Below are 19941 nucleotides of genomic sequence, written 5' to 3'. Positions count from 1 at the left end.
ACTCAACTTTACAAAGAGGAACGAAATTGATACAATCCTTTAATATGGATAAGAATGGACATTTGATAGCGTCTGTCGATCCGGGCTCCATAGCGGACCAGCTTGGCATTGAAGCGGGAGATATTCTGCTCTCCATCAATGACGACCCGATCGAGGACATTTTTGACTATCAATATAAATTGAACAATGAAACGGTCACGGCGGTCGTTCTGAAAAAGAACGGCGAAGAGTGGGATCTGGATATTGAGAATGATTATCAGGATCTCGGACTGAATTTTGAGAACGGTCTGATGAGCGATTACCGCTCATGCAGCAACAATTGTATCTTCTGCTTTATCGATCAGATGCCGCCGGGTATGCGTGACACCCTGTATTTCAAGGACGACGATTCCAGACTGTCCTTCCTTCAGGGAAATTATGTCACTCTAACAAATATGAAAGAGCATGATCTGCAGAGGATCATTAAGTTCAAGCTTGCCCCGATCAACATTTCGGTGCACACCACCAATCCGGAGCTGCGTGTGAAAATGCTGCACAACCGCTTTGCCGGTGAGGCGCTGAAAAAGATCGATACGCTCTACGAAGCGGGGACTCCGATGAACGGGCAGATTGTGCTGTGTCCCGGGGTGAATGACGGCAAAGAGCTGGACCGCACCATCGGCGATCTGACGAAATACCTTCCGCATATGCGAAGCGTATCGGTTGTTCCGGTCGGGCTCTCGAAATACCGCGATGGCCTTTGCCATCTGACCTCTTTTACCAAAGAGACGGCAGCAGCAGCCATCGATCAGATCGAGCGTTGGCAGAAACTCATCTATCCGCAGTACGGGGTGCATTTCATCCATGCCAGCGATGAGTTTTATCTGATTGCCGGTCGTCCGCTTCCCGAGGCGGACCGGTATGACGGTTATATTCAGTATGAGAACGGCGTCGGGATGCTGCGTCTTTTAAAGGAAGAAACCGATGAGGCGCTGGAAGAACTTTCCCGGGATCCGGACCGCGAAGCCAAAGAGGAAGTGATCTCGATTGCGACCGCCAAGCTTGCATATCCGTTTATCAGGGAGATCTCAGAAAAGTTCATGAAGATCTGTCCGGAAAAGAAGATTCATGTCTACCTGATTGAGAATGATTTCTTCGGCCATATGATCACAGTGGCAGGACTTCTGACCGGAAAGGATCTGATCGCGCAGCTGAAGGGAAAAGAGATCGGCTCCAGACTTCTTCTGACGACCGCGATGTTCCGCAGCGGCGAGGAGGTCTTCCTCGACGATGTCACCAAAAGCGATGTGGAGCGGGAACTTGGTGTCCGCGTGGATATCATCCCGGAAGGCGGAGACGAACTGATCCGCGCCATGTCGGCACCTTATGACGGACCGGCGCCGATGCACGGCGAGTATGAGCCGGATGAGGGCGAATTCATCGAATATGAGGAGCTGTAGGCTGCGGGAGAAGACCGCAGACCGCGTTGCGAAGGCTTTGCAGAAATCATGAGGTAATTTCATAAGAGTCATGCGGAAATATCACATGAATATTTATAAGAATATAGAAAGAGAGTGTTTTATATGAGCAGAAAACCGGTGGTAGCGGTCGTGGGCCGTCCGAATGTCGGAAAATCCACCTTATTTAATGTACTGGCGGGATCCAGAATTTCCATTGTACAGGATACGCCGGGCGTAACGCGCGACCGCATTTACGCGGACGTGGAATGGCTTGGAAAGAAGTTTACGCTGATCGACACCGGCGGCATCGAGCCGGACAGCAAGGATGTCATCCTCGCGCAGATGCGCGAGCAGGCGCAGATCGCCATTGATACCGCGGACGTCATCATTTTCCTGTGCGATGTCCGTCAGGGACTCACCGACGCCGACATGAAAGTCGCCGATATGCTGAGAAAATCCAGAAAGCCGGTGGTTCTCACCGTCAACAAAGTCGACAGCTTCAAAAAGTTTGAAACCGACGTCTATGAATTCTACAACCTCGGCATCGGCGATCCGTATGCGATCTCTGCGGCGAGCCGTCTCGGTCTCGGCGATATGCTGGATGTGGTTGTGGAAAAGTTCCCGGCGGATCTCGGGGATGACGAGGAGGATGAAAGACCCCGTGTTGCCATCATCGGTAAGCCGAATGTCGGCAAGTCGTCTCTGATCAACCGTCTGACCGGAAAGGACCGTGTCATTGTGTCGGATATCGCCGGCACTACGCGCGACGCCATCGACACTCCGGTAAAGCACAACGGAACCGAGTATGTCTTTATCGATACCGCAGGTCTTCGAAGAAAAGGGAAGATTAAGGAAGAGATCGAGAAATATTCCGTTTTCCGCAGCGTGGCCGCGGTGGAGAGAGCAGATGTCGTCATCGTCATGATCGATGCGACCGAAGGAGTGACGGAGCAGGACGCGAAGATCGCCGGTATTGCCCATGATCAGGGTAAGGGAATCATTGTCGTGGTCAACAAGTGGGATGCCATCGAGAAAAATGACAAGACCATTTACGAATTCCGCAACAAGATCAAGCAGACACTGTCCTTCATGGCCTATGCGGAATACGTATTCATCTCCGCCAAGACCGGACTTCGAGTGGACAAACTCTTCGATGAGATCGATCTCGTCCGCCAGAGCCAGTCGCTGCGCGTTCAGACCGGTGTGCTGAATGAGATTCTCGCGGACGCGGTCGCAATGCAACAGCCGCCGTCAGACAAGGGCCGGAGACTCAAGATCTATTATATGACACAGGTCGGTGTCAAACCGCCGACATTTATCCTGTTCGTCAATGACAAAGAGCTGATGCATTTCTCCTACACCAGATACATTGAGAACAAGATCCGTGAGGCTTTCGGTTTTGCCGGAACTTCACTGAAATTCATTACGAGAGAAAAGAAGGAAAAGGATGTATGAGTATTCTGACCGGAAGAATCGTAAGTCTGCTTATAGGTTATGTGTTCGGTCTGTTTCAGACGGGATATATTTACGGTAAAGTGATGGAGCGGCTGGATATCCGCAATTACGGAAGCGGCAATGCGGGCTCAACCAATGTGCTCCGTGTGCTTGGAAAGAAGGCCGCATTTACCGTGCTTCTCGGCGACGTCTTCAAGGCAGTCTTTGCCATGCTGCTGTGCAGCTGGATGTTCCGCGAGACCGGAAATGCCTCTCTATTCGCCATGTACGCGGCTCTCGGCGTTACCCTCGGGCATGATTTTCCGTTTTATCTCGGTTTTAAGGGCGGAAAGGGAATCGCGAGCATGGCCGGTATCATGTCGGTGATGGACCTTCGCATGACGCTGGTCTGTTTCATCCTGTTTGTCAGCATTGTGTTCTTTACAAGATATGTCTCCCTCGGTTCCATCCTTGTCTCGATGACCTTCTGTGCTATGAATGCGTATTTCTGCATTCAGGGAACTTATCAGGCGGAGAGGGCGTCGTATCCGGAAATTATTGGAATCGCCGCCTTTCTGATGATTCTCGCAGTCTGGCAGCATCGGGCGAACATCGGTCGGCTTATTGCGGGAAATGAGAACAAAATCGGCTCAAAGGCTGTAAAAGATCAAAAAACCGATCCGCAGTGACCATTTTGCGGTAGCCATTCCGCGCTGACCGGAACCTGCATTCCGCAAAACAGAATTTCATATGTAAATCCGATACGGGGACATCCCGTATTCAGTTGGCCGTCCGAAAGAAATTCTTTCGGGCGGCTCTTTCTATAGTAAGTTAAAACTGAGCGGGATGGTGAAACCGGTTCATCCGAAGAATGCTGTTATGCATATTATCAGGTTCGGTTATTTTTTTGCGTTTTTTTATAAGCAATATGACTATTTTACATAAAAACAGGTTATAATTAAGACACAAAAAGGGCCTATAATGGGTTTTATTCGAATAAAAAAACGAAAAAACATGTTTTTTTTATTGACATTCAAATCCTATCAACTATAATGTGTATAAACTTCAACATAACAAGAGAGAATAACTGCATGAGTTAAAGTTAACTTGCAGTTAAAACTAAAGGGAGGTTATGCATCATGAAAAGATTAGCAGCTACATTACTTGCAGCAACCATGACCGCTTCCATGGCAGCATGCGGCGGTTCCTCCGCCTCTACCGCAACAACAGCAGGCGCGGCAGAGACGAAGGCGGCAGAGTCCAAAGCAGAAGAGTCCAAGGCGGAAGCAAAGCCGGCAGCAGACGGCGCTTCCTGGAAGATCGGTTCCATCGGTCCGATCACCGGACCGGCCGCTGCTTACGGTTCTTCTGTCAAGAATTCACTTGAACTTGCAGCGAAAGAGATCAATGAAAAGGGCGGAATCAACGGTTATCCGGTTGAGGTTCGTTTTGAGGATGATGAAAATGATCCGCAGTCCGCAGTCAACGCGTATAACACGCTGAAGGACTGGGGCATGCAGATGCTTCTCGGAACCGTTACTTCCAAGCCGTGTATCGCGGTTGAAGCGGAGGCACAGGCAGACAATATGTTCCTGTTTACTCCATCCGGTTCTGCGGTTCAGTGCATCAGCGGCGACAATGCATTCCGTGTATGCTTCGCGGATCCGGCACAGGGAACTAAGTCCGCCGAGTACATCGGAACCAACAAGATTGCAACCAAGATCGGTATCATCTACGATTCTTCCAGCGAGTACTCCACCGGAATTCACGATTCCTTTGTGGAAGAGGCATCCAATCAGGGGCTTGAAATCGTATCCGACGAGGCGTTCACCGCAGATACGAACACCGATTTCTCAGTTCAGCTCGACAAGGCGAAAGAGGCCGGTGCAGAGCTGGTATTCCTTCCGATCTACTATCAGGAGGCTTCCGTAATCCTGAAACAGGCCGCTGACAAGAACTTTAAGCCGCAGTTCTTCGGCTGCGACGGTATGGACGGTATTCTCAGCGTAGAGAACTTCGATAAGTCTCTTGCGGAGGGGCTCATGCTCCTGACTCCGTTCTCCATCGACGAGGAGAGTTCTCAGGATTATGTCAAGGCATACCGCGATGCATACAAGGAGGACCCGCTTCAGTTCGGCGCAGACGAATACGATGGCCTCATGGCTGTAAAGGCTGCTCTGGAGAAGGCAAATGTTACACCGGATCAGAGTGCATCCGATATCTGCGATGCCCTCAAGAAGGCAATGACCGAGATCAAACTGGACGGACTGACCGGAAAAGATATGACATGGACAGCAGACGGCGAGCCGAACAAGGCACCGAAGGCGGTTCAGATTACAAACGGCGCATACAAGATGCTTGAGAACTAAGAAGTGTTTGTAACTTGCCGGTAAACCGGGAAGCAGCAAATTACCGCTGATGATCGGGGGCTGTTGATCAAGACAACCCCCGATATGCTGTTTATACTGTAAGAGAGGAGTGTCAGATATGAGTTTTCTTTCCTATCTGATCAACGGAATCAGCCTTGGCAGCGTATACGCAATCATTGCTCTTGGCTATACGATGGTCTACGGCATCGCGAAGATGCTGAACTTTGCGCACGGCGATATCATCATGGTCGGCGCATTCACGACGTTTACGATCGTCAGCACCATGGGATTATCTCCGGTCGCGGGTGTTCTTGCCGCGATGGCGGTCTGCACGGTTCTCGGTGTCGTGACGGAACGCATCGCATACAAACCGCTTCGCGGCGCTTCTCCGCTTGCAGTTCTGATCACGGCGATCGGCGTCAGTTATTTCCTGCAGAACTTTGCACTGCTTGTCTTCGGATCCAATGCAAGACAGTTCACCAATATTATCACGCTTCCGCCGCTGGTTCTGGCGGACGGACAGCTCTCCATTTCAAGCGTGACGATTGTCACCATTCTGGTGTCGATTCTGATCATGCTCGGTCTGACCGCCTTTATCAACAAGACGAGACTCGGTCAGGCGATGCTTGCCGTGTCGGAAGATCAGGGTGCGGCGACACTCATGGGAATCGATGTCAACAAGACGATTTCGATGACATTTGCCATCGGTTCCGCTCTCGCGGCGATTGCCGGCGTTCTTCTCTGCTCGGCATATCCGGCACTGACACCGTACACCGGTTCGATGCCCGGCATCAAGGCGTTCACCGCAGCCGTATTCGGAGGAATCGGTTCCATTCCGGGCGCGATGATCGGCGGAATTCTCCTCGGTGTGATTGAAAACCTGACGAAAGCATACATTTCGTCACAGCTTTCCGATGCGATCGTATTCTCGGTACTGATCATTGTGCTTCTGGTGAGACCGACCGGTCTTCTCGGACGCAAGATCAGTGAGAAAGTATAAGGTGGTGACAGCTTTGGACAGAATGAAAGCATACAAGAACAAAATATTCCGCAGAGATCTGATTACCTATGCGATTGTGATCGCAGCGTTTGCGGTCATCCAGATGATCGGTTCCGGCGGCGGACTGACCAGCCACATGAAAGGCATTCTGGTTCCGGTCTGCATCTATGTGATCATGGCCGTCTCTCTGAACCTGACCGTCGGCATTCTCGGTGAGCTGAGTCTCGGACACTGTGGCTTTATGTGCATCGGTGCCTTTGCGGGCGCATTTTTTACCAATGCGGCAGCCGCAGCGGTGCCGGATGTCCTGACAAGATTCGTCATCGCGCTTGTGATCGGAGCGCTCTCCGCAGCGCTCTGCGGTTTTCTGATCGGCATTCCGGTTCTTCGACTGAAGGGCGACTATCTTGCCATCGTGACCCTTGCGTTCGGTGAGATCATCAAAAATATCATCAACGCGATGTATGTCGGCGTGGACAGCAGGGGATTTCATTTCTCTCTGAAGAACAGTGCGTCACTGCATCTGGAAAAAGGCGGAAAGATCATCATCAACGGCGCACAGGGTATCACGGGAACCCCGAAGGCGGCAACCTTCGTCATCGGCATCATTCTGGTTCTTCTGACGCTCGTGATCGTCCTGAATCTGATCAATTCCCGAACGGGCCGTGCCGTTATGGCAATTCGTGACAACCGGATCGCGGCAGAGTCCGTCGGAATCAACATCACGAAGTACAAACTTCTCGCATTTACCGTGTCAGCATCCCTGGCAGGAGCGGCCGGCGTGCTCTACGCGCACAATCTCGCTTCCCTTGCCGCGACGCCGAAGAGCTTCGGCTACAATATGTCCATCATGATTCTGGTCTATGTGGTTCTCGGCGGAATCGCCAATATCCGCGGATCCGTCATTTCGGCTACCGTGCTGACACTTCTTCCGGAAGTACTTCGCGGACTCAATGATTACCGCATGCTGATCTATGCGGTGGTTCTGATCATCATGATGATCGTGACAAGCGCTCCGGCCATGATTTCCTATCGTGAGCGTCTGTCCGCAAAATTCTCAAAAAAAGCGAAAAAGGAGGCAGCCTGAGCCATGGCAATGCTTGAAGTAAAAAACCTCGGGATTTCGTTCGGCGGTCTGAAGGCTGTCGACGATTTCAGCATGACGATCGAGAAAGGTCAGCTCTACGGCCTGATCGGCCCGAACGGCGCAGGCAAGACGACCATCTTCAACCTGCTCACCGGAGTATACAAGCCGACAACCGGAAGAGTGTTTCTCGACGGACAGGATATCACCGGAAAGAATACCGTTGAAATCAACCGCGCGGGTATCGCGAGAACGTTTCAGAATATCCGCCTTTTTTCCGAACTCTCTGTTCTGGACAATGTCAAAGCCGGACTTCACAACCATTACCCGTACTCCACGCTCAGCGGGGTTCTCAGACTTCCGTCCTACCGCAGACAGGAAAAAGCGATGGATGAAAAGGCAATGGACATCCTGAAGGTATTCGGACTGGACGGGGAATTTGATTATAAGGCGTCCAATCTTCCGTACGGCAAACAGCGCAAGCTCGAGATTGCGAGAGCTCTTGCGACCGGACCGAAGCTTCTTCTTCTGGACGAGCCGGCAGCCGGCATGAACCCGAACGAGACCGCGGAACTGATGGAGACGATCCGCTTTGTGCGCGATCATTTCGACATGACCATTCTTCTCATCGAGCACGATATGAAACTGGTATCCGGAATCTGCGAAAAACTCACGGTTCTGAATTTCGGTCATATGCTTGCGGAAGGACCGACAGCGGAAGTACTGAACAACCACGACGTCATCGTGGCGTATCTTGGAGAGTAAGGGGGAGAGGACATGTCATTGCTTGAAGTAAAAGATCTGAATGTCTACTATGGTGTCATTCAGGCGCTGAAGGGAATCTCCTTCGAAGTGGATCAGGGGGATGTCATCGCACTGATCGGCGCAAACGGCGCCGGAAAAACGACGACGCTCCACACGGTATCCGGGCTGTTAAAGCCGAAAACAGGAAGTATCGTGTTTGACGGCAAAGATGTGACCCATCTGCCGGGGCACAAGTTGGTAAGCATGGGAATGGCTCATGTTCCGGAGGGACGCCGTGTGTTTGCCCAGCTGAGCGTTCTTCAGAACCTGAAGATGGGGGCCTACACCCGAAGCGACAAGTCAGAGATCGACGCAACGCTGGAGCAGATCTATCAGCGTTTTCCGAGACTGAAAGAGAGAAAAAACCAGCTGGCCGGCACACTGTCGGGCGGTGAGCAGCAGATGCTCGCGATGGGCCGCGCGCTCATGAGCCATCCGAAGCTGATTTTACTGGATGAGCCCTCCATGGGACTTTCTCCGATTTATGTCAATGAAATTTTCTCCATCATCGACAGCATTCATAAAGACGGCGTAACGGTTCTTCTGGTTGAGCAGAACGCAAAAAAAGCGCTCTCGATCGCCAACAAAGCCTATGTTCTCGAGACCGGAAACATCACCCTTCGGGGCGACGCCCATGAGCTGATGAATGACGAGAGAATCAAGAAGGCGTATCTTTCCGAGTAAACCGTCTTTCTCATTTTTTCGCACATTTTCTTTAGCGACGTTTTTCATAGGTACGGTATCTCTGAGAGAGAGATTCGCACAGAACCGCCCGGATTCACGCATATCGGAATCCGGGCGGTTTTTTCTGAAAATATTGCAAAAAATTATAATTGTATATAGAATATCCAGGATCGGTCCAGTCATCATTGGCGAAACGGAAATATATCACGACAGGAGAACATGCTTATGAAACTTACCTTTATCGGCGCTGATCATGAGGTTACCGGAAGTCTGCACATGGTTCAGAGCGGAGGAAAGAATTTTCTTGTTGACTGCGGCATGGAGCAGGGAATCAACATTTATGAAAATGTCCCGATCCCGATTCCGTACAATCAGATTGATTATGTATTTGTCACACACGCTCATATTGACCATGTCGGAATGCTGCCGTATCTGTATTCCCGCGGATTCAAGGGACAGATTTTTGCGACAAGGGCAACCTGCGATCTCTGTGAGATCATGCTGAAGGACTGTGCGCATATCCAGGAACAGGAAGCCGAGTGGAAAAACCGCAAGGCCAAGCGCGCCGGACAGAAAGCGGTGGAACCGATCTACCGGATGGAAGATGCGCTCGGTGTTCTGGACCTGTTCGTCCCGGTGGATTACCGGGAGAGAGTCAATATCTGTGACGGTATCGACATCCGGTTCATCGATGTCGGGCATCTCCTCGGATCCGCGTCCATCGAGATCTGGCTGAAAGAGGGCGATACGGAGAAGAAAATCGTTTTCTCCGGCGACATCGGCAACAAGAATAAACCGCTGATCCGCAACCCGCAGTATATCGAAGAGGCGGATTATGTGGTCATGGAATCCACCTACGGCGACCGTTTCCATGAAAACGAGAACGGCGATCACGTCACGGATTTCGCGAAGATCATTCAGGAGACACTGGACCGGGGCGGAAATGTGGTCATCCCGGCCTTCGCGGTCGGCAGAACACAGGAAGTTCTGAATTATATCCGAATCATCAAAGAACAGAATCTCGTGACCGGACACGAGAATTTCCCCGTTTATCTCGACAGCCCGATGGCTGTTGAGGCTACCGGCGTCTTTAAAGAAAATGAAGCCGACTGCTATGATGAGGAAGCGCTGGCGCTGGTGAAAAAGGGCAAAAATCCGTGTTCCTTCCCGGGACTTCATCTCGCGGTTGCGACGGAGGAATCCGTAGCGATCAACAATAATCCGGAGCCGAAAGTCATCATTTCCGCATCCGGAATGTGCGATGCCGGACGAATCCGTCACCATCTGAAGCACAACCTCTGGAGACCGGAGTGTACCATTCTCTTTGCCGGCTACCAGGCGGTCGGAACACTCGGCCGGAGCCTTCTGGACGGAAGAAGTGAAGTTCGCCTGTTCGGAGAATCGATCGATGTGGAGGCAAGAATCGAGAAGATCGAAGGTCTGTCCGGCCACGCCGATCAGAACGGTCTCCTCGAGTGGATCGGTCACTTCCGGAATCAGCCGACACAGGTCTTCGTCGTTCACGGCGATGACGATGTGACGGACCGTTTTGCCGCTCTTGTGACCGAAAAGTTCGGTTTTGAGGCCTACGCGCCGTTCAGCGGAACGACGTACGATCTTGCTAAAGGCGAGTTTATCACGCTGACCAAGGGCATTCCGGTCGAACAGAAGAAAATCACCCCGGAGCGTCAGAAAGCGAACAGCATTTTCGCTGCACTTCTTGCCGCGGCAGACCGGCTGCGTGAGACGGTTATGCACAACAAGGACGGCGCAAACCGTGATCTTCAGAAATTCGCCCAGGAGATCAACCGCCTGTGTGACAAATGGGACCGGTAAATTTTCGATGATTTTCATGGACGGGTGCTGACGGACGAATCGATCGGCCGGTCATCCGGAAAAAATACTCTGCGGTACATAACCGGCAGGTGTCTTCTCGAACATTTTCGGCAGGCACCTGCCGTTTTTTTTGGTTTGCTCCGTTAACTTACCAAAGCCCGTGCCCCGGCGAGGCCCTGCTGACTTTCGCTGCGCGGAAGCTGTCACTTTGTGCCGCCCGCAGGAAAAGTCCGGATGTCTTCCTTCCGTATGGAGCGGATATGGAGAAGAGAGAAAGGTCTGTCTGTACAGCATAAGAAAAATCCGATAGAATAAATCCGTGAAAAAAATCGAAACGGAGAATAAAATGGCGAAGAAAAAGTATTATGCGGTCCGCCGCGGAAGAAAGACGGGAATCTTTTCCACCTGGGATGAATGCAAAAAGATGGTCTTTCAGTATCCGGCTGCGGATTTTAAGAGTTTTGAGAGTCTGGACGAGGCAAAAGCCTTTCTGAATGCCGGGATGTCTCCGGTTCTGTCCGCAGACGGCGCATCGAAAACGACGTCCGGAACCGCAGACGGCTGTGGCGCAACCGATGCGGATACTTCAGGCGCCGGTATGACAAAAAAAGCCCCCTCACCGGAAAGTCTCCCGTTTGCGGAAGGCTGCGACGCAAAACCGGCGGATACACCGGAAGTGTACGCCTTTGTCGACGGCTCCTTCAACATTTCCACGGGAGTATACGGTTACGGCGGCTTTCTGGTCGATCACGGTAAAAAATACGTCCTGCAGGGGTCCGGCAATGACCCGGAACTGGCCTCCATGCGAAATGTCGCCGGAGAGATTCTCGGTTCCCGCGCGGCGGTGGAAAAAGCCATTGAACTCGGTCTTCCGGAAGTTGCGGTCTATTATGACTATATGGGAATTGAGAAATGGGCGAGAGGCGAGTGGAAACGAAACAAAGAGGGCACAAAAGCCTATTATGAGTTTATCCGCCGGAGTCTCGCGAGCATTTCCATCCGGTTCATCAAAGTCAAAGGACATTCCGGCGTGGCAGGCAATGAAGAGGCGGACCGTCTCGCCAAAGAAGCGGTCGGAATCTGAACTTCCACCGGCGGCTCATACGAGCGCCAAAGGCAGCCGCACGGAAAGAAAACGCTGACAAAATCGACTTAACGGTGGCTCATCCGCACGGAAAAGGCAGCGGCAGGCAAAAGAGCCGTGCAGCCGCCCAAACCGCCGAAGCGCGCGTGGTTCTGCTTGCGCAAACCCCGCGTATATGCTAAAATTCTCAAATGTATGGTCAAATGGGCCTATTGCGCCCATTTGTCGAAAAAAATCCAGTCATCTGCAGCTTGTCGGCATGATACAGATGACGCTGCAGATTATACTTTTTTGTAACTAAGAGGAGGAAACTTAAGTGGAATACCATGGCGTAAACGAGCTCCGCAGAATGTTCCTGGATTTCTTCGAGTCCAAGGATCATCTGAAGATGAAGAGCTTTTCTCTGGTCCCGCACAATGACAACAGCCTTCTGATCATCAACTCAGGAATGGCACCGCTGAAACCGTACTTTACCGGCCAGGAGATCCCGCCCAGAAACAGGGTCACCACCTGCCAGAAATGTATCCGTACCGGCGATATCGAGAATATCGGCCATGACGGCCGCCACGGAACCTTCTTTGAGATGCTCGGAAACTTCTCCTTCGGCGATTACTTTAAACCGCAGGCAATCGCGTGGGCATGGGAGTTCCTGACCAAAGTCGTAGAACTTGACCCGGAGCGTCTTTATCCGTCCGTATATCTCGAGGATGACGAGGCTTACAATATCTGGAAAAATGAGATCGGTGTTCCGGAGGAGCGTATCTACCGTTTCGGAAAAGAAGACAACTTCTGGGAGCACGGCGCAGGTCCGTGCGGACCGTGTTCCGAGATCTATTATGACCGCGGAGAGAAGTACGGCACCGGTCCGGAAGATGTCATGGGCGGCGAAGGCGACCGGTTCATGGAAGTATGGAACGTTGTTTTCTCCCAGTTCAATAACGACGGAAAAGGCAATTACACCGAGCTCGAGCACAAGAACATTGATACCGGAATGGGTCTGGAGCGTCTGGCAGTCATCTGTCAGGATGTATACTCCCTGTTCGATGTCGATACCAACCGCGCAATGATGGATCTCATCGGAGAAATGTGCGGAACAACCTATGAAACCGATGACGTGAAGGATATTTCCTTCCGAATCATCGCCGATCACGTTAAGAGCTGCACCTTCATGGCCAGCGACGGCATTCTTCCGTCCAATGAGGGAAGAGGATATGTATTCCGCAGACTTCTCAGACGTGCTGCCCGTCACGGCCGCATGCTCGGCATGCCGGAGAAATTCATGAGCAAACTGGCGCAGAAGGCGATCGATCTTTCCTGCGACGGTTATCCGGAACTGAAAGAGAAAGAGGCGATGATCACCCGTGTCATCGAGCAGGAAGAGGAGCGTTTCAACCAGACACTGAACAAGGGTCTGGAAATCCTCGAAGAGATTGAAAAACAGATGGAAGCGGAGGGAAAGACTGTTCTGTCCGGAGAAGACGCATTCCGTCTCTATGATACCTACGGCTTCCCGATCGATCTGACCAAAGAGATCATGGAAGACAAGGGCTGGACCGTCGACGAGGACGGTTTCCAGAAGGCCATGAAAGTTCAGAAAGACACCGCACGAGGCGCACGCAAAACTTCCAACTACATGGGCCGCTCCGACATTTATCAGCAGCTGGATGCATCCCTCACCACCGAGTTTGTCGGATACGACCGGCTTGAGGCAGATGCTTCCGCGACCGCACTCGTCATCAACCGCGGAAATGAAGACGATCCGGACGATGAGATCGTGGAGGTTCTGACCGACGGTGACCGCGGCGTTATGATCACCGATGTCACTCCGTTCTATGCAACCATGGGCGGACAGGAAGGCGATACCGGCGTTATCACCAAAGACGGCGCAGAATTTATCGTGGAAAAGACCGTTCACCTTCAGGGCGGAAAAGTGGCCCACCACGGCAAGGTTGTCAGGGGAATGTTCCAGACCGGAGACAAAGTAACCTTAACGGTTGACCGGGAGGCGAGAAGCCTGACAGCAAGAAATCATTCCGCAACGCATCTTCTGCACGCGGCGCTCATGGAAGTTCTCGGCTCTCACGTTGAGCAGGCCGGTTCTCTCGTGGAAGCGAAGAGATGCCGTTTCGACTTTACTCACTTCCAGGCGGTAACCGCCGAGGAACTGAAGAAGGTAGAAGATATCGTCAATCAGAAGATTGCGGAGGAAATCCCGGTTGTCACCGAGGTTCTCCCGATCGAAGAGGCGAGAAAGACCGGCGCGGTTGCGCAGTTCGGCGAAAAGTACGGCGCAGAAGTCCGTGTTGTGGAGATGGGCGAGTTCTCCAGAGAATTTTGCGGAGGTACCCATGTAAAGAATACCGGTGATATCCAGGCGTTCCACATTCTCTCCGAGTCCGGTGTCGCAGCCGGTGTCAGACGTATCGAAGCGCAGACATCCAAGGGCCTGTTTGAGTACTACGCAGGTCTCGAGAATGAGCTTCACCGCGCGGCACAGCTTCTGAAGACCGCTCCGGCCGATGTGACGGAAAAGATCGAGTCTCTTCAGAACGAGATCCGTGAGCTGAACTCCGAGAATCAGAAGCTGAAGAGCGAGATCGCCAATGCCTCTCTCGGTTCCGCGGAAGACGAGATCTCTGAGATCAAGGGAGTAAAGTTCATCGCAACCGCCGTTGAGAACGTGGAGATGAACGAGCTCCGCAACCTCGGCGACCAGCTGAGACAGAAGATCGGTGAGGGTGTTGTCGTGATCGCAAGCAAGAGCGGTGACAAAGTAAACCTCATGGCAACCGCGACAGACGGAGCGATTGCTCAGGGCGCACATGCCGGCAACCTGATCAAGGGCATTGCGGCTCTGGTCGGCGGTGGCGGCGGCGGCCGTCCGAACATGGCGCAGGCCGGCGGAAAGAATCCGGCCGGAATTCCGGAAGCTCTGAAGAAGGCGGCGGAAGTTCTGGAAAGCCAGATCAGGTAATCGCGAAAAACGGGCCGATGACGAATCCTGCGGGAGTTTTTCAGGGAAGAATTTCCGCAGAATGATTTACCAGAATAAGTTCCAAAATATTTCCGAATTACATGTTGACGAAATCTCTGTTTGTGGTATAATTGCAGAAGTGCAAAAGGAATACCCATCAGTTGTATTGACATGCACAAATACGGAACAACTGAAGGGAGGTTGGGTAGAAGCTATGTCTAATGTTATCGTAAAAGAGAACGAGAGTCTTGACAGCGCATTACGCAGATTCAAGAGAAACTGCGCAAAGGCTGGTATTCAGCAGGAGATTCGCAAGAGAGAGCATTACGAGAAGCCGAGCGTTCGTCGTAAGAAGAAATCTGAAGCTGCAAGAAAGCGTAAGTTCAAATAATTTCATTTGAACGTACATTTGCTGTGTCTATCACAGATGTTGCATTCAAAGAAAAATCCCCGGTTGGTTCAACCGGGGATTATTTTCGTTGTACAAAACATTTCGCAAATTTCAGGAAACAAACGCTCCGGCAAAACATACAGACAATTTCACAAAATTGTATTAGAATAGACTGTGATGTGACAATATGTTTTAAAGGAGTCGGAACAGATCTATGAGCATCATTGAGACAACCATCGATATCCCGCAGGAACATCTCCCGAATGTCTGCGGACAGTTTGATTCATACATAAAAAAGATCGAGCGGACACTGCACAGCACGATTATTCTCCGGGACGGTGCGCTCAAGGTGATCGGACCGGAGGAATCGATCCGTCAGACCAAAAGTGTCATTGAAAACCTGACTGCCCTCTCGGCAAGGGGCAATACGATCACCGATCAGAACGTCGATTACGCGCTTGCGCTTTCATTCCGCTCGGAAGCCGGAAAAATTCTGGAGATCGACCGCGACGTGATCTGCCACACCATCGACGGCCGACCGGTCAAGCCGAAGACGGTGGGACAGAAAACCTACATCGACAACATCCGAAAGAAAATGATCGTGTTTGGAATCGGTCCCGCGGGCACCGGAAAAACCTACCTTGCGATGGCCATGGCGATACATGCGTTTAAGAACGGCGAAGTGAACCGCATTATTCTGACCCGTCCGGCGATCGAGGCGGGAGAAAAGCTCGGTTTTCTTCCGGGTGATCTGCAGAGCAAGATTGATCCGTATCTTCGTCCGCTCTATGACGCGCTTTATCAGATCATGGGGGCTGACAGTTATCTCCACAATGCCGAGAAAGGGCTGATCGAAGTTGCGCCTCTGGCATATATGAGAGGCCGTACCCTCGATAATGCCTATATCATTCTGGATGAGGCACAGAACACGACGCCGGCGCAGATGAAAATGTTCCTGACCAGAATCGGTTTTGGTTCCAAAGTCATCATCACCGGTGACCGGACGCAGAAAGACCTTCCGGCCGACGCGGTTTCGGGTCTGGATGTGGCGATCCGTGTCCTGAAAGGCATCAGCGACATCGGCTTCTGTCATCTGACCAGTGAAGATGTGGTTCGACACCCGCTGGTTCAGAAAATTGTCGAGGCGTACGACCGGTATGAGACCTCCCGCCCGGGGCATGGCAGCGATAGAGAAGAGAAGACGCAGAGCGGAAAAGAAAGCCGCAAAGCCCATGCATCCACCCGTAACGTCAGGACATCCAAAAAAGAGAAAGACTAACACCGCGTCCGGTGTGACAGAAAGAGGTTGTAATGACAGTCAATATTGAAAATGAGTATGAAGGCGAACTGAACCTCCCGTATGAGAAGATCATCGAGGAGATCGTTCTCGCCGCCCTTGATTATGAAAAATGTCCGTACGAGGCGGAAGTAAGCGTCGTGCTGACCGACAATGAGAATATTCACGCACTGAACAAAGAATTCCGCAGCATTGACCGCCCGACGGACGTGCTCAGTTTCCCGATGTGCGATTATGAGACGCCGGCGGATTTTGACCGGCTGGAAGAAGATGCCGAAGACTGCTTCAATCCGGAAACCGGAGAACTGCTTCTCGGAGATATTGTCATTTCCATCGACAAGGTGCGCGAGCAGGCCACAAGCTACGGCCACTCCGAGACCAGAGAGCTGGCCTTCCTTGTGGCGCACAGCATGCTGCACCTGATGGGCTATGATCACATGGAAGATGACGAACGGATCGTCATGGAAAAGAAACAGGAGGAGATTCTGCAGTCAAAGGGGTATACAAGATGAGCGGAACGGATGGCAGAAGCAAAAAGGGATCGAATTTTCTGATTCAGGGTTCCATCCTTGCCGCGGCCGGCATTATCGTCCGGCTGATCGGCATTCTGTACCGCATTCCGATGACCAATATCATCGGCGATGAAGGAATGGGGTATTATTCAACAGCCTTTAATGTGTACAACATTATGCTGATCCTGTCCTCCTACAGCCTTCCGGTAGCCGTATCCCGAATGGTATCCGCAAAACTGGCCCGAAAGGAATACCGGAATGTATACCGGATCTTCATCGTCGCGATGATCTATGCGACCATCGTCGGCAGCGCGGCATTTTTCGTCACATGGTTCGGTGCGGATTTCTTCGCAAACCATGTTTTCGCGACCCCGCTTGCCGTCTATGCGCTGCGCGCGCTGGCGCCGACGATCTGGCTGATGGCCTATCTCGGCGTACTCCGCGGTTTTTTTCAGGGTCACGGAACGATGCTTCCGACGGCCGTGTCCCAGATTCTCGAACAGATCGTCAATGCCATCATCAGCGTTGTCGCCGCATTTTACCTCTTCCGCATGGGAAACAGCAGTTTCTGGGCGGAAAAAGGGGCCGGATACGCCGAAGCCTTCGGCGCGGCGGGAGGCACCATCGGAACCGGCATGGGAGCATTTGCGGCATTTCTCTTTGTTCTCGGACTATTTATCCTTTATCGCCCGACCATTCGGAGAAGGTGCCGGCGTGACGAGAGCGGATCATCCGACCGTTTCGGAAAAGTCGGGAGCGCGCTGCTTTCCATCACCATTCCGGTCATTCTCAGTTCCACCATCTACAATATCAACAGTGTCATCGACAATGGAATCATGGCCCACGGTATGGCCATGACCGGGCAGGGCGACCGTTTTCTCTCGCTCTGGGGTATCTTTAACAACAAATATATGCTTCTGGTCAATGTACCGTTGGCCATGGCGAACTCGCTTTCTTCGTCCCTGATCCCTTCGATCTCCGGTGCATGCGCGAGAAAAGATGTCCGGGAAATGGTGAAGAAGACCGGACTTGTCATCCGTTTCTCCATGCTGATTGCCATCCCGTGCACGGTGGGACTGACGGTTCTGGCGGGTCCGTCGATGAACCTGCTGTTTCACAGCGGCGATAACACCGAAGCGATCCGCATGATGGTCTACGGAAGCACGGTGATCCTCTTCCTGTCGATGTCCACGGTGAGCAACGCGATTCTGCAGGGGCTCGGCCGATTCCGCGAACCGGTGAAAAATGCGCTGATCGCACTGATTCTGCATATTATCGTTCTCGTGATCATGCTGATCCCGCTCCGGATGGGTATCTACGCTCTGGTACATTCCAAAATCTTCTTCGCGGTTCTGATGTGCTGGCTGAACCAGCGGTCGATCCGGGCCGCGATCCCGTACCGGCAGGAGTTCCGGAGAACGTTCCTGATTCCCGGCGCCGCAAGCGCCGTCATGGGCATCTTCGCGTGGCTGATCTACCATGGAGTTTATTCAGTCATACCGATCAACATTGCAGCCATTGCGGTTTCGGTCGGCTTTGCCGTTCTTGTATACGGAGCAGTTCTGCTCCTTCTTCGCGGCATTACCGAAGAGGAACTGCGCCATATGCCCGGCGGAACACGGCTTGTGAGCCTGGCTAAAAAATGCAGACTGATGTGAGGAAAATGATATGGCAAAAAAACGCTTTGTGACCGTAATCGGAGGCGGCGCAGCCGGTCTTGCCGCTGCTGTGCGTGCAGCGGAACGCGGGGCAAAGGTTACGATCCTCGAACACAATGACCGGGTCGGAAAAAAGATTCTGTCCACCGGAAACGGAAAATGTAACTTTGCAAACCGGCTGCAGAAACCGGAATTCTGGCGCAGCGGCGATCCGGATTTTCCGTGGGCCGTCATTTCCCGCTTTCCGATCGGTGAAGTGGAACACTTTTTTGAATCGCTCGGTATTGTAATCTCCGAACGTGACGGATACCTTTATCCGGCATCCGGTCAGGCCGCATCGATTCTGGATGTCCTTCGCCATCGTGCGGACCATCTCGGCGTCAGGACAGTGGTAAACTGTCATATCGAAGAGATCCGGGATCAAAAAAAGCTGACTGCGGATCCCGGGAAAGCGGCCGCGGATCGTTTTCAAATCCGGACCGACTGCGGAAATTTCGCCGCGGATGCGGTGATTCTGGCAGCCGGCTCCAAGGCGGCTCCGAAGTCCGGCTCGGACGGTTCCGGATATGCGATCGCGGAAATCTACGGTCACCGGATCATTGAACCGCTGCCGGCGCTGGTACAGCTCCGCTGTACCGAAAAATTCTACGGAAAGGTCAGCGGTGTCCGGGTCCGGGCTCGTGTTGCACTTCGCGACGTGGCTTCCGGCAGTCTTCTTGCCGAGGACACCGGAGAAGTTCAGCTGACCGACTACGGCATTTCCGGCATCCCGGTCTTTCAGGTCAGCCGCTATGCTTCGAGAGCTATCGCCGATGGAAAGAAGATCCGTGCGGAGCTGAACTTCTGGCCGGATCTGTCCGAAAATGAGCTTTTAGACATGCTTGTTCAGAGAAGAGCGATGCTCGGCGAAAAGGGTCCGTCGGAATTTCTGACCGGATGGTTCAACCGGAAACTCGGAAATCTCCTGATGGAGCGTGCCGGAATCCGGTTTGATGGGGCCGGCGCGGTATCCGCCTTGACCGACAAAGATCTCGCGAAACTTTCCCGGATGATCCATGTGTTTCCGACGGAGATTACCGGAACCAATTCCTTCGAACAGGCGCAGGTGTGCTGCGGGGGCATCGATGTCTGCGAGATCACTCCGGAGACTATGGAGTCCCGCAAACGCCCCGGTCTGTATTTTGCCGGAGAGATCGTCGATGTGGACGGAATCTGCGGCGGATACAATCTCCATTGGGCCTGGGCATCCGGCTTTGTCGCCGGCAGTGCCGCAGCATCCGTACAGTAAGTTCTTCATTCTTTTCCGGATATATCCTTCCGGATCAGCCGCGAACCACCGCCATCGGAGATTATATCGAAAAATGATCCTCCGGCA

At 52.3% G+C, this 19941-nt stretch carries 16 protein-coding genes; all 16 read left to right on the top strand.

The annotated features are described in order from the left end of the window. The first annotated feature begins 44 nt into the window (after positions 1-44). The 16 genes from BR86_RS0103165 to BR86_RS0103090 all read left to right on the top strand — a co-directional run bounded on the left by BR86_RS0103165 (position 45) and on the right by BR86_RS0103090 (position 19854). Entirely contained in the window at positions 45-1439 is a 1395-nt protein-coding gene (locus tag BR86_RS0103165; protein WP_031471555.1) for a DUF512 domain-containing protein, read from the top strand. Positions 1440-1562: 123 nt separating this feature from the next. Continuing rightward, a complete protein-coding gene (der, locus tag BR86_RS0103160; protein ID WP_031471554.1) occupies positions 1563-2894 on the top strand; it encodes a ribosome biogenesis GTPase Der in 1332 nt (443 codons plus the stop codon). Next, on the top strand, positions 2891-3562 hold the full coding sequence (plsY, locus tag BR86_RS0103155) for a glycerol-3-phosphate 1-O-acyltransferase PlsY (RefSeq protein WP_031471553.1): 672 nt from the start codon (positions 2891-2893) through the stop codon (positions 3560-3562). The genes der and plsY overlap by 4 nt, the downstream gene beginning before the upstream one ends. Positions 3563-4009: 447 nt before the next feature. After that, a complete protein-coding gene (locus BR86_RS0103150; RefSeq protein WP_031471552.1) occupies positions 4010-5242 on the top strand; it encodes an ABC transporter substrate-binding protein in 1233 nt (410 codons plus the stop codon). Positions 5243-5360: 118 nt separating this feature from the next. After that, complete coding sequence (locus tag BR86_RS0103145) at positions 5361-6242, top strand: branched-chain amino acid ABC transporter permease (protein WP_031471551.1); 882 nt, start codon at positions 5361-5363, stop codon at positions 6240-6242. Positions 6243-6264: 22 nt separating this feature from the next. Further along, on the top strand, positions 6265-7329 hold the full coding sequence (locus tag BR86_RS0103140) for a branched-chain amino acid ABC transporter permease (protein WP_031471550.1): 1065 nt from the start codon (positions 6265-6267) through the stop codon (positions 7327-7329). Positions 7330-7332: 3 nt separating this feature from the next. Then, entirely contained in the window at positions 7333-8091 is a 759-nt protein-coding gene (locus tag BR86_RS0103135) for an ABC transporter ATP-binding protein (RefSeq protein WP_031471549.1), read from the top strand. A gap of 12 nt (positions 8092-8103) precedes the next feature. Next, positions 8104-8814, top strand: coding sequence for an ABC transporter ATP-binding protein (locus tag BR86_RS0103130; protein WP_031471548.1), 711 nt, complete (start codon positions 8104-8106; stop codon positions 8812-8814). Positions 8815-9039: 225 nt separating this feature from the next. Further along, entirely contained in the window at positions 9040-10650 is a 1611-nt protein-coding gene (locus BR86_RS0103125) for an MBL fold metallo-hydrolase RNA specificity domain-containing protein (protein WP_031471547.1), read from the top strand. A 346-nt stretch (positions 10651-10996) separates the two neighbouring features. Then, positions 10997-11734 (top strand): ribonuclease H1 domain-containing protein, encoded by a 738-nt coding sequence (locus tag BR86_RS0103120; RefSeq protein ID WP_031471546.1) that lies wholly within the window; start codon positions 10997-10999, stop codon positions 11732-11734. Positions 11735-12083: 349 nt separating this feature from the next. Then, positions 12084-14708 carry an alanine--tRNA ligase gene (alaS, locus tag BR86_RS0103115; protein WP_051684559.1) on the top strand — a complete coding sequence of 875 codons (2625 nt, stop codon included), beginning with the start codon at positions 12084-12086 and terminating at the stop codon, positions 14706-14708. A 214-nt stretch (positions 14709-14922) separates the two neighbouring features. Then, positions 14923-15099 (top strand): 30S ribosomal protein S21, encoded by a 177-nt coding sequence (gene rpsU, locus BR86_RS0103110; RefSeq protein ID WP_022342019.1) that lies wholly within the window; start codon positions 14923-14925, stop codon positions 15097-15099. 214 nt (positions 15100-15313) lie between these two features. Next, a complete protein-coding gene (locus tag BR86_RS0103105; RefSeq protein ID WP_051684547.1) occupies positions 15314-16378 on the top strand; it encodes a PhoH family protein in 1065 nt (354 codons plus the stop codon). A 32-nt stretch (positions 16379-16410) separates the two neighbouring features. Beyond that, positions 16411-16908 carry an rRNA maturation RNase YbeY gene (ybeY, locus tag BR86_RS0103100; RefSeq protein WP_031471543.1) on the top strand — a complete coding sequence of 166 codons (498 nt, stop codon included), beginning with the start codon at positions 16411-16413 and terminating at the stop codon, positions 16906-16908. Further along, positions 16905-18566: a putative polysaccharide biosynthesis protein gene (locus BR86_RS0103095; protein ID WP_031471542.1), complete on the top strand. Its 1662-nt coding sequence runs from the start codon at positions 16905-16907 to the stop codon at positions 18564-18566. The genes ybeY and BR86_RS0103095 overlap by 4 nt, the downstream gene beginning before the upstream one ends. A 10-nt stretch (positions 18567-18576) precedes the next feature. Continuing rightward, complete coding sequence (locus BR86_RS0103090; RefSeq protein ID WP_031471541.1) at positions 18577-19854, top strand: BaiN/RdsA family NAD(P)/FAD-dependent oxidoreductase; 1278 nt, start codon at positions 18577-18579, stop codon at positions 19852-19854. Positions 19855-19941 lie beyond the last annotated feature (87 nt).

The sequence above is a fragment of the [Clostridium] aminophilum DSM 10710 genome (assembly GCF_000711825.1).
Lineage (GTDB): Bacteria > Bacillota > Clostridia > Lachnospirales > Lachnospiraceae > Clostridium_R > Clostridium_R aminophilum.
The sequence above is the reverse complement of the archived record's forward strand: the minus strand, read 5'-3'. Positions and strand labels throughout refer to the sequence as shown.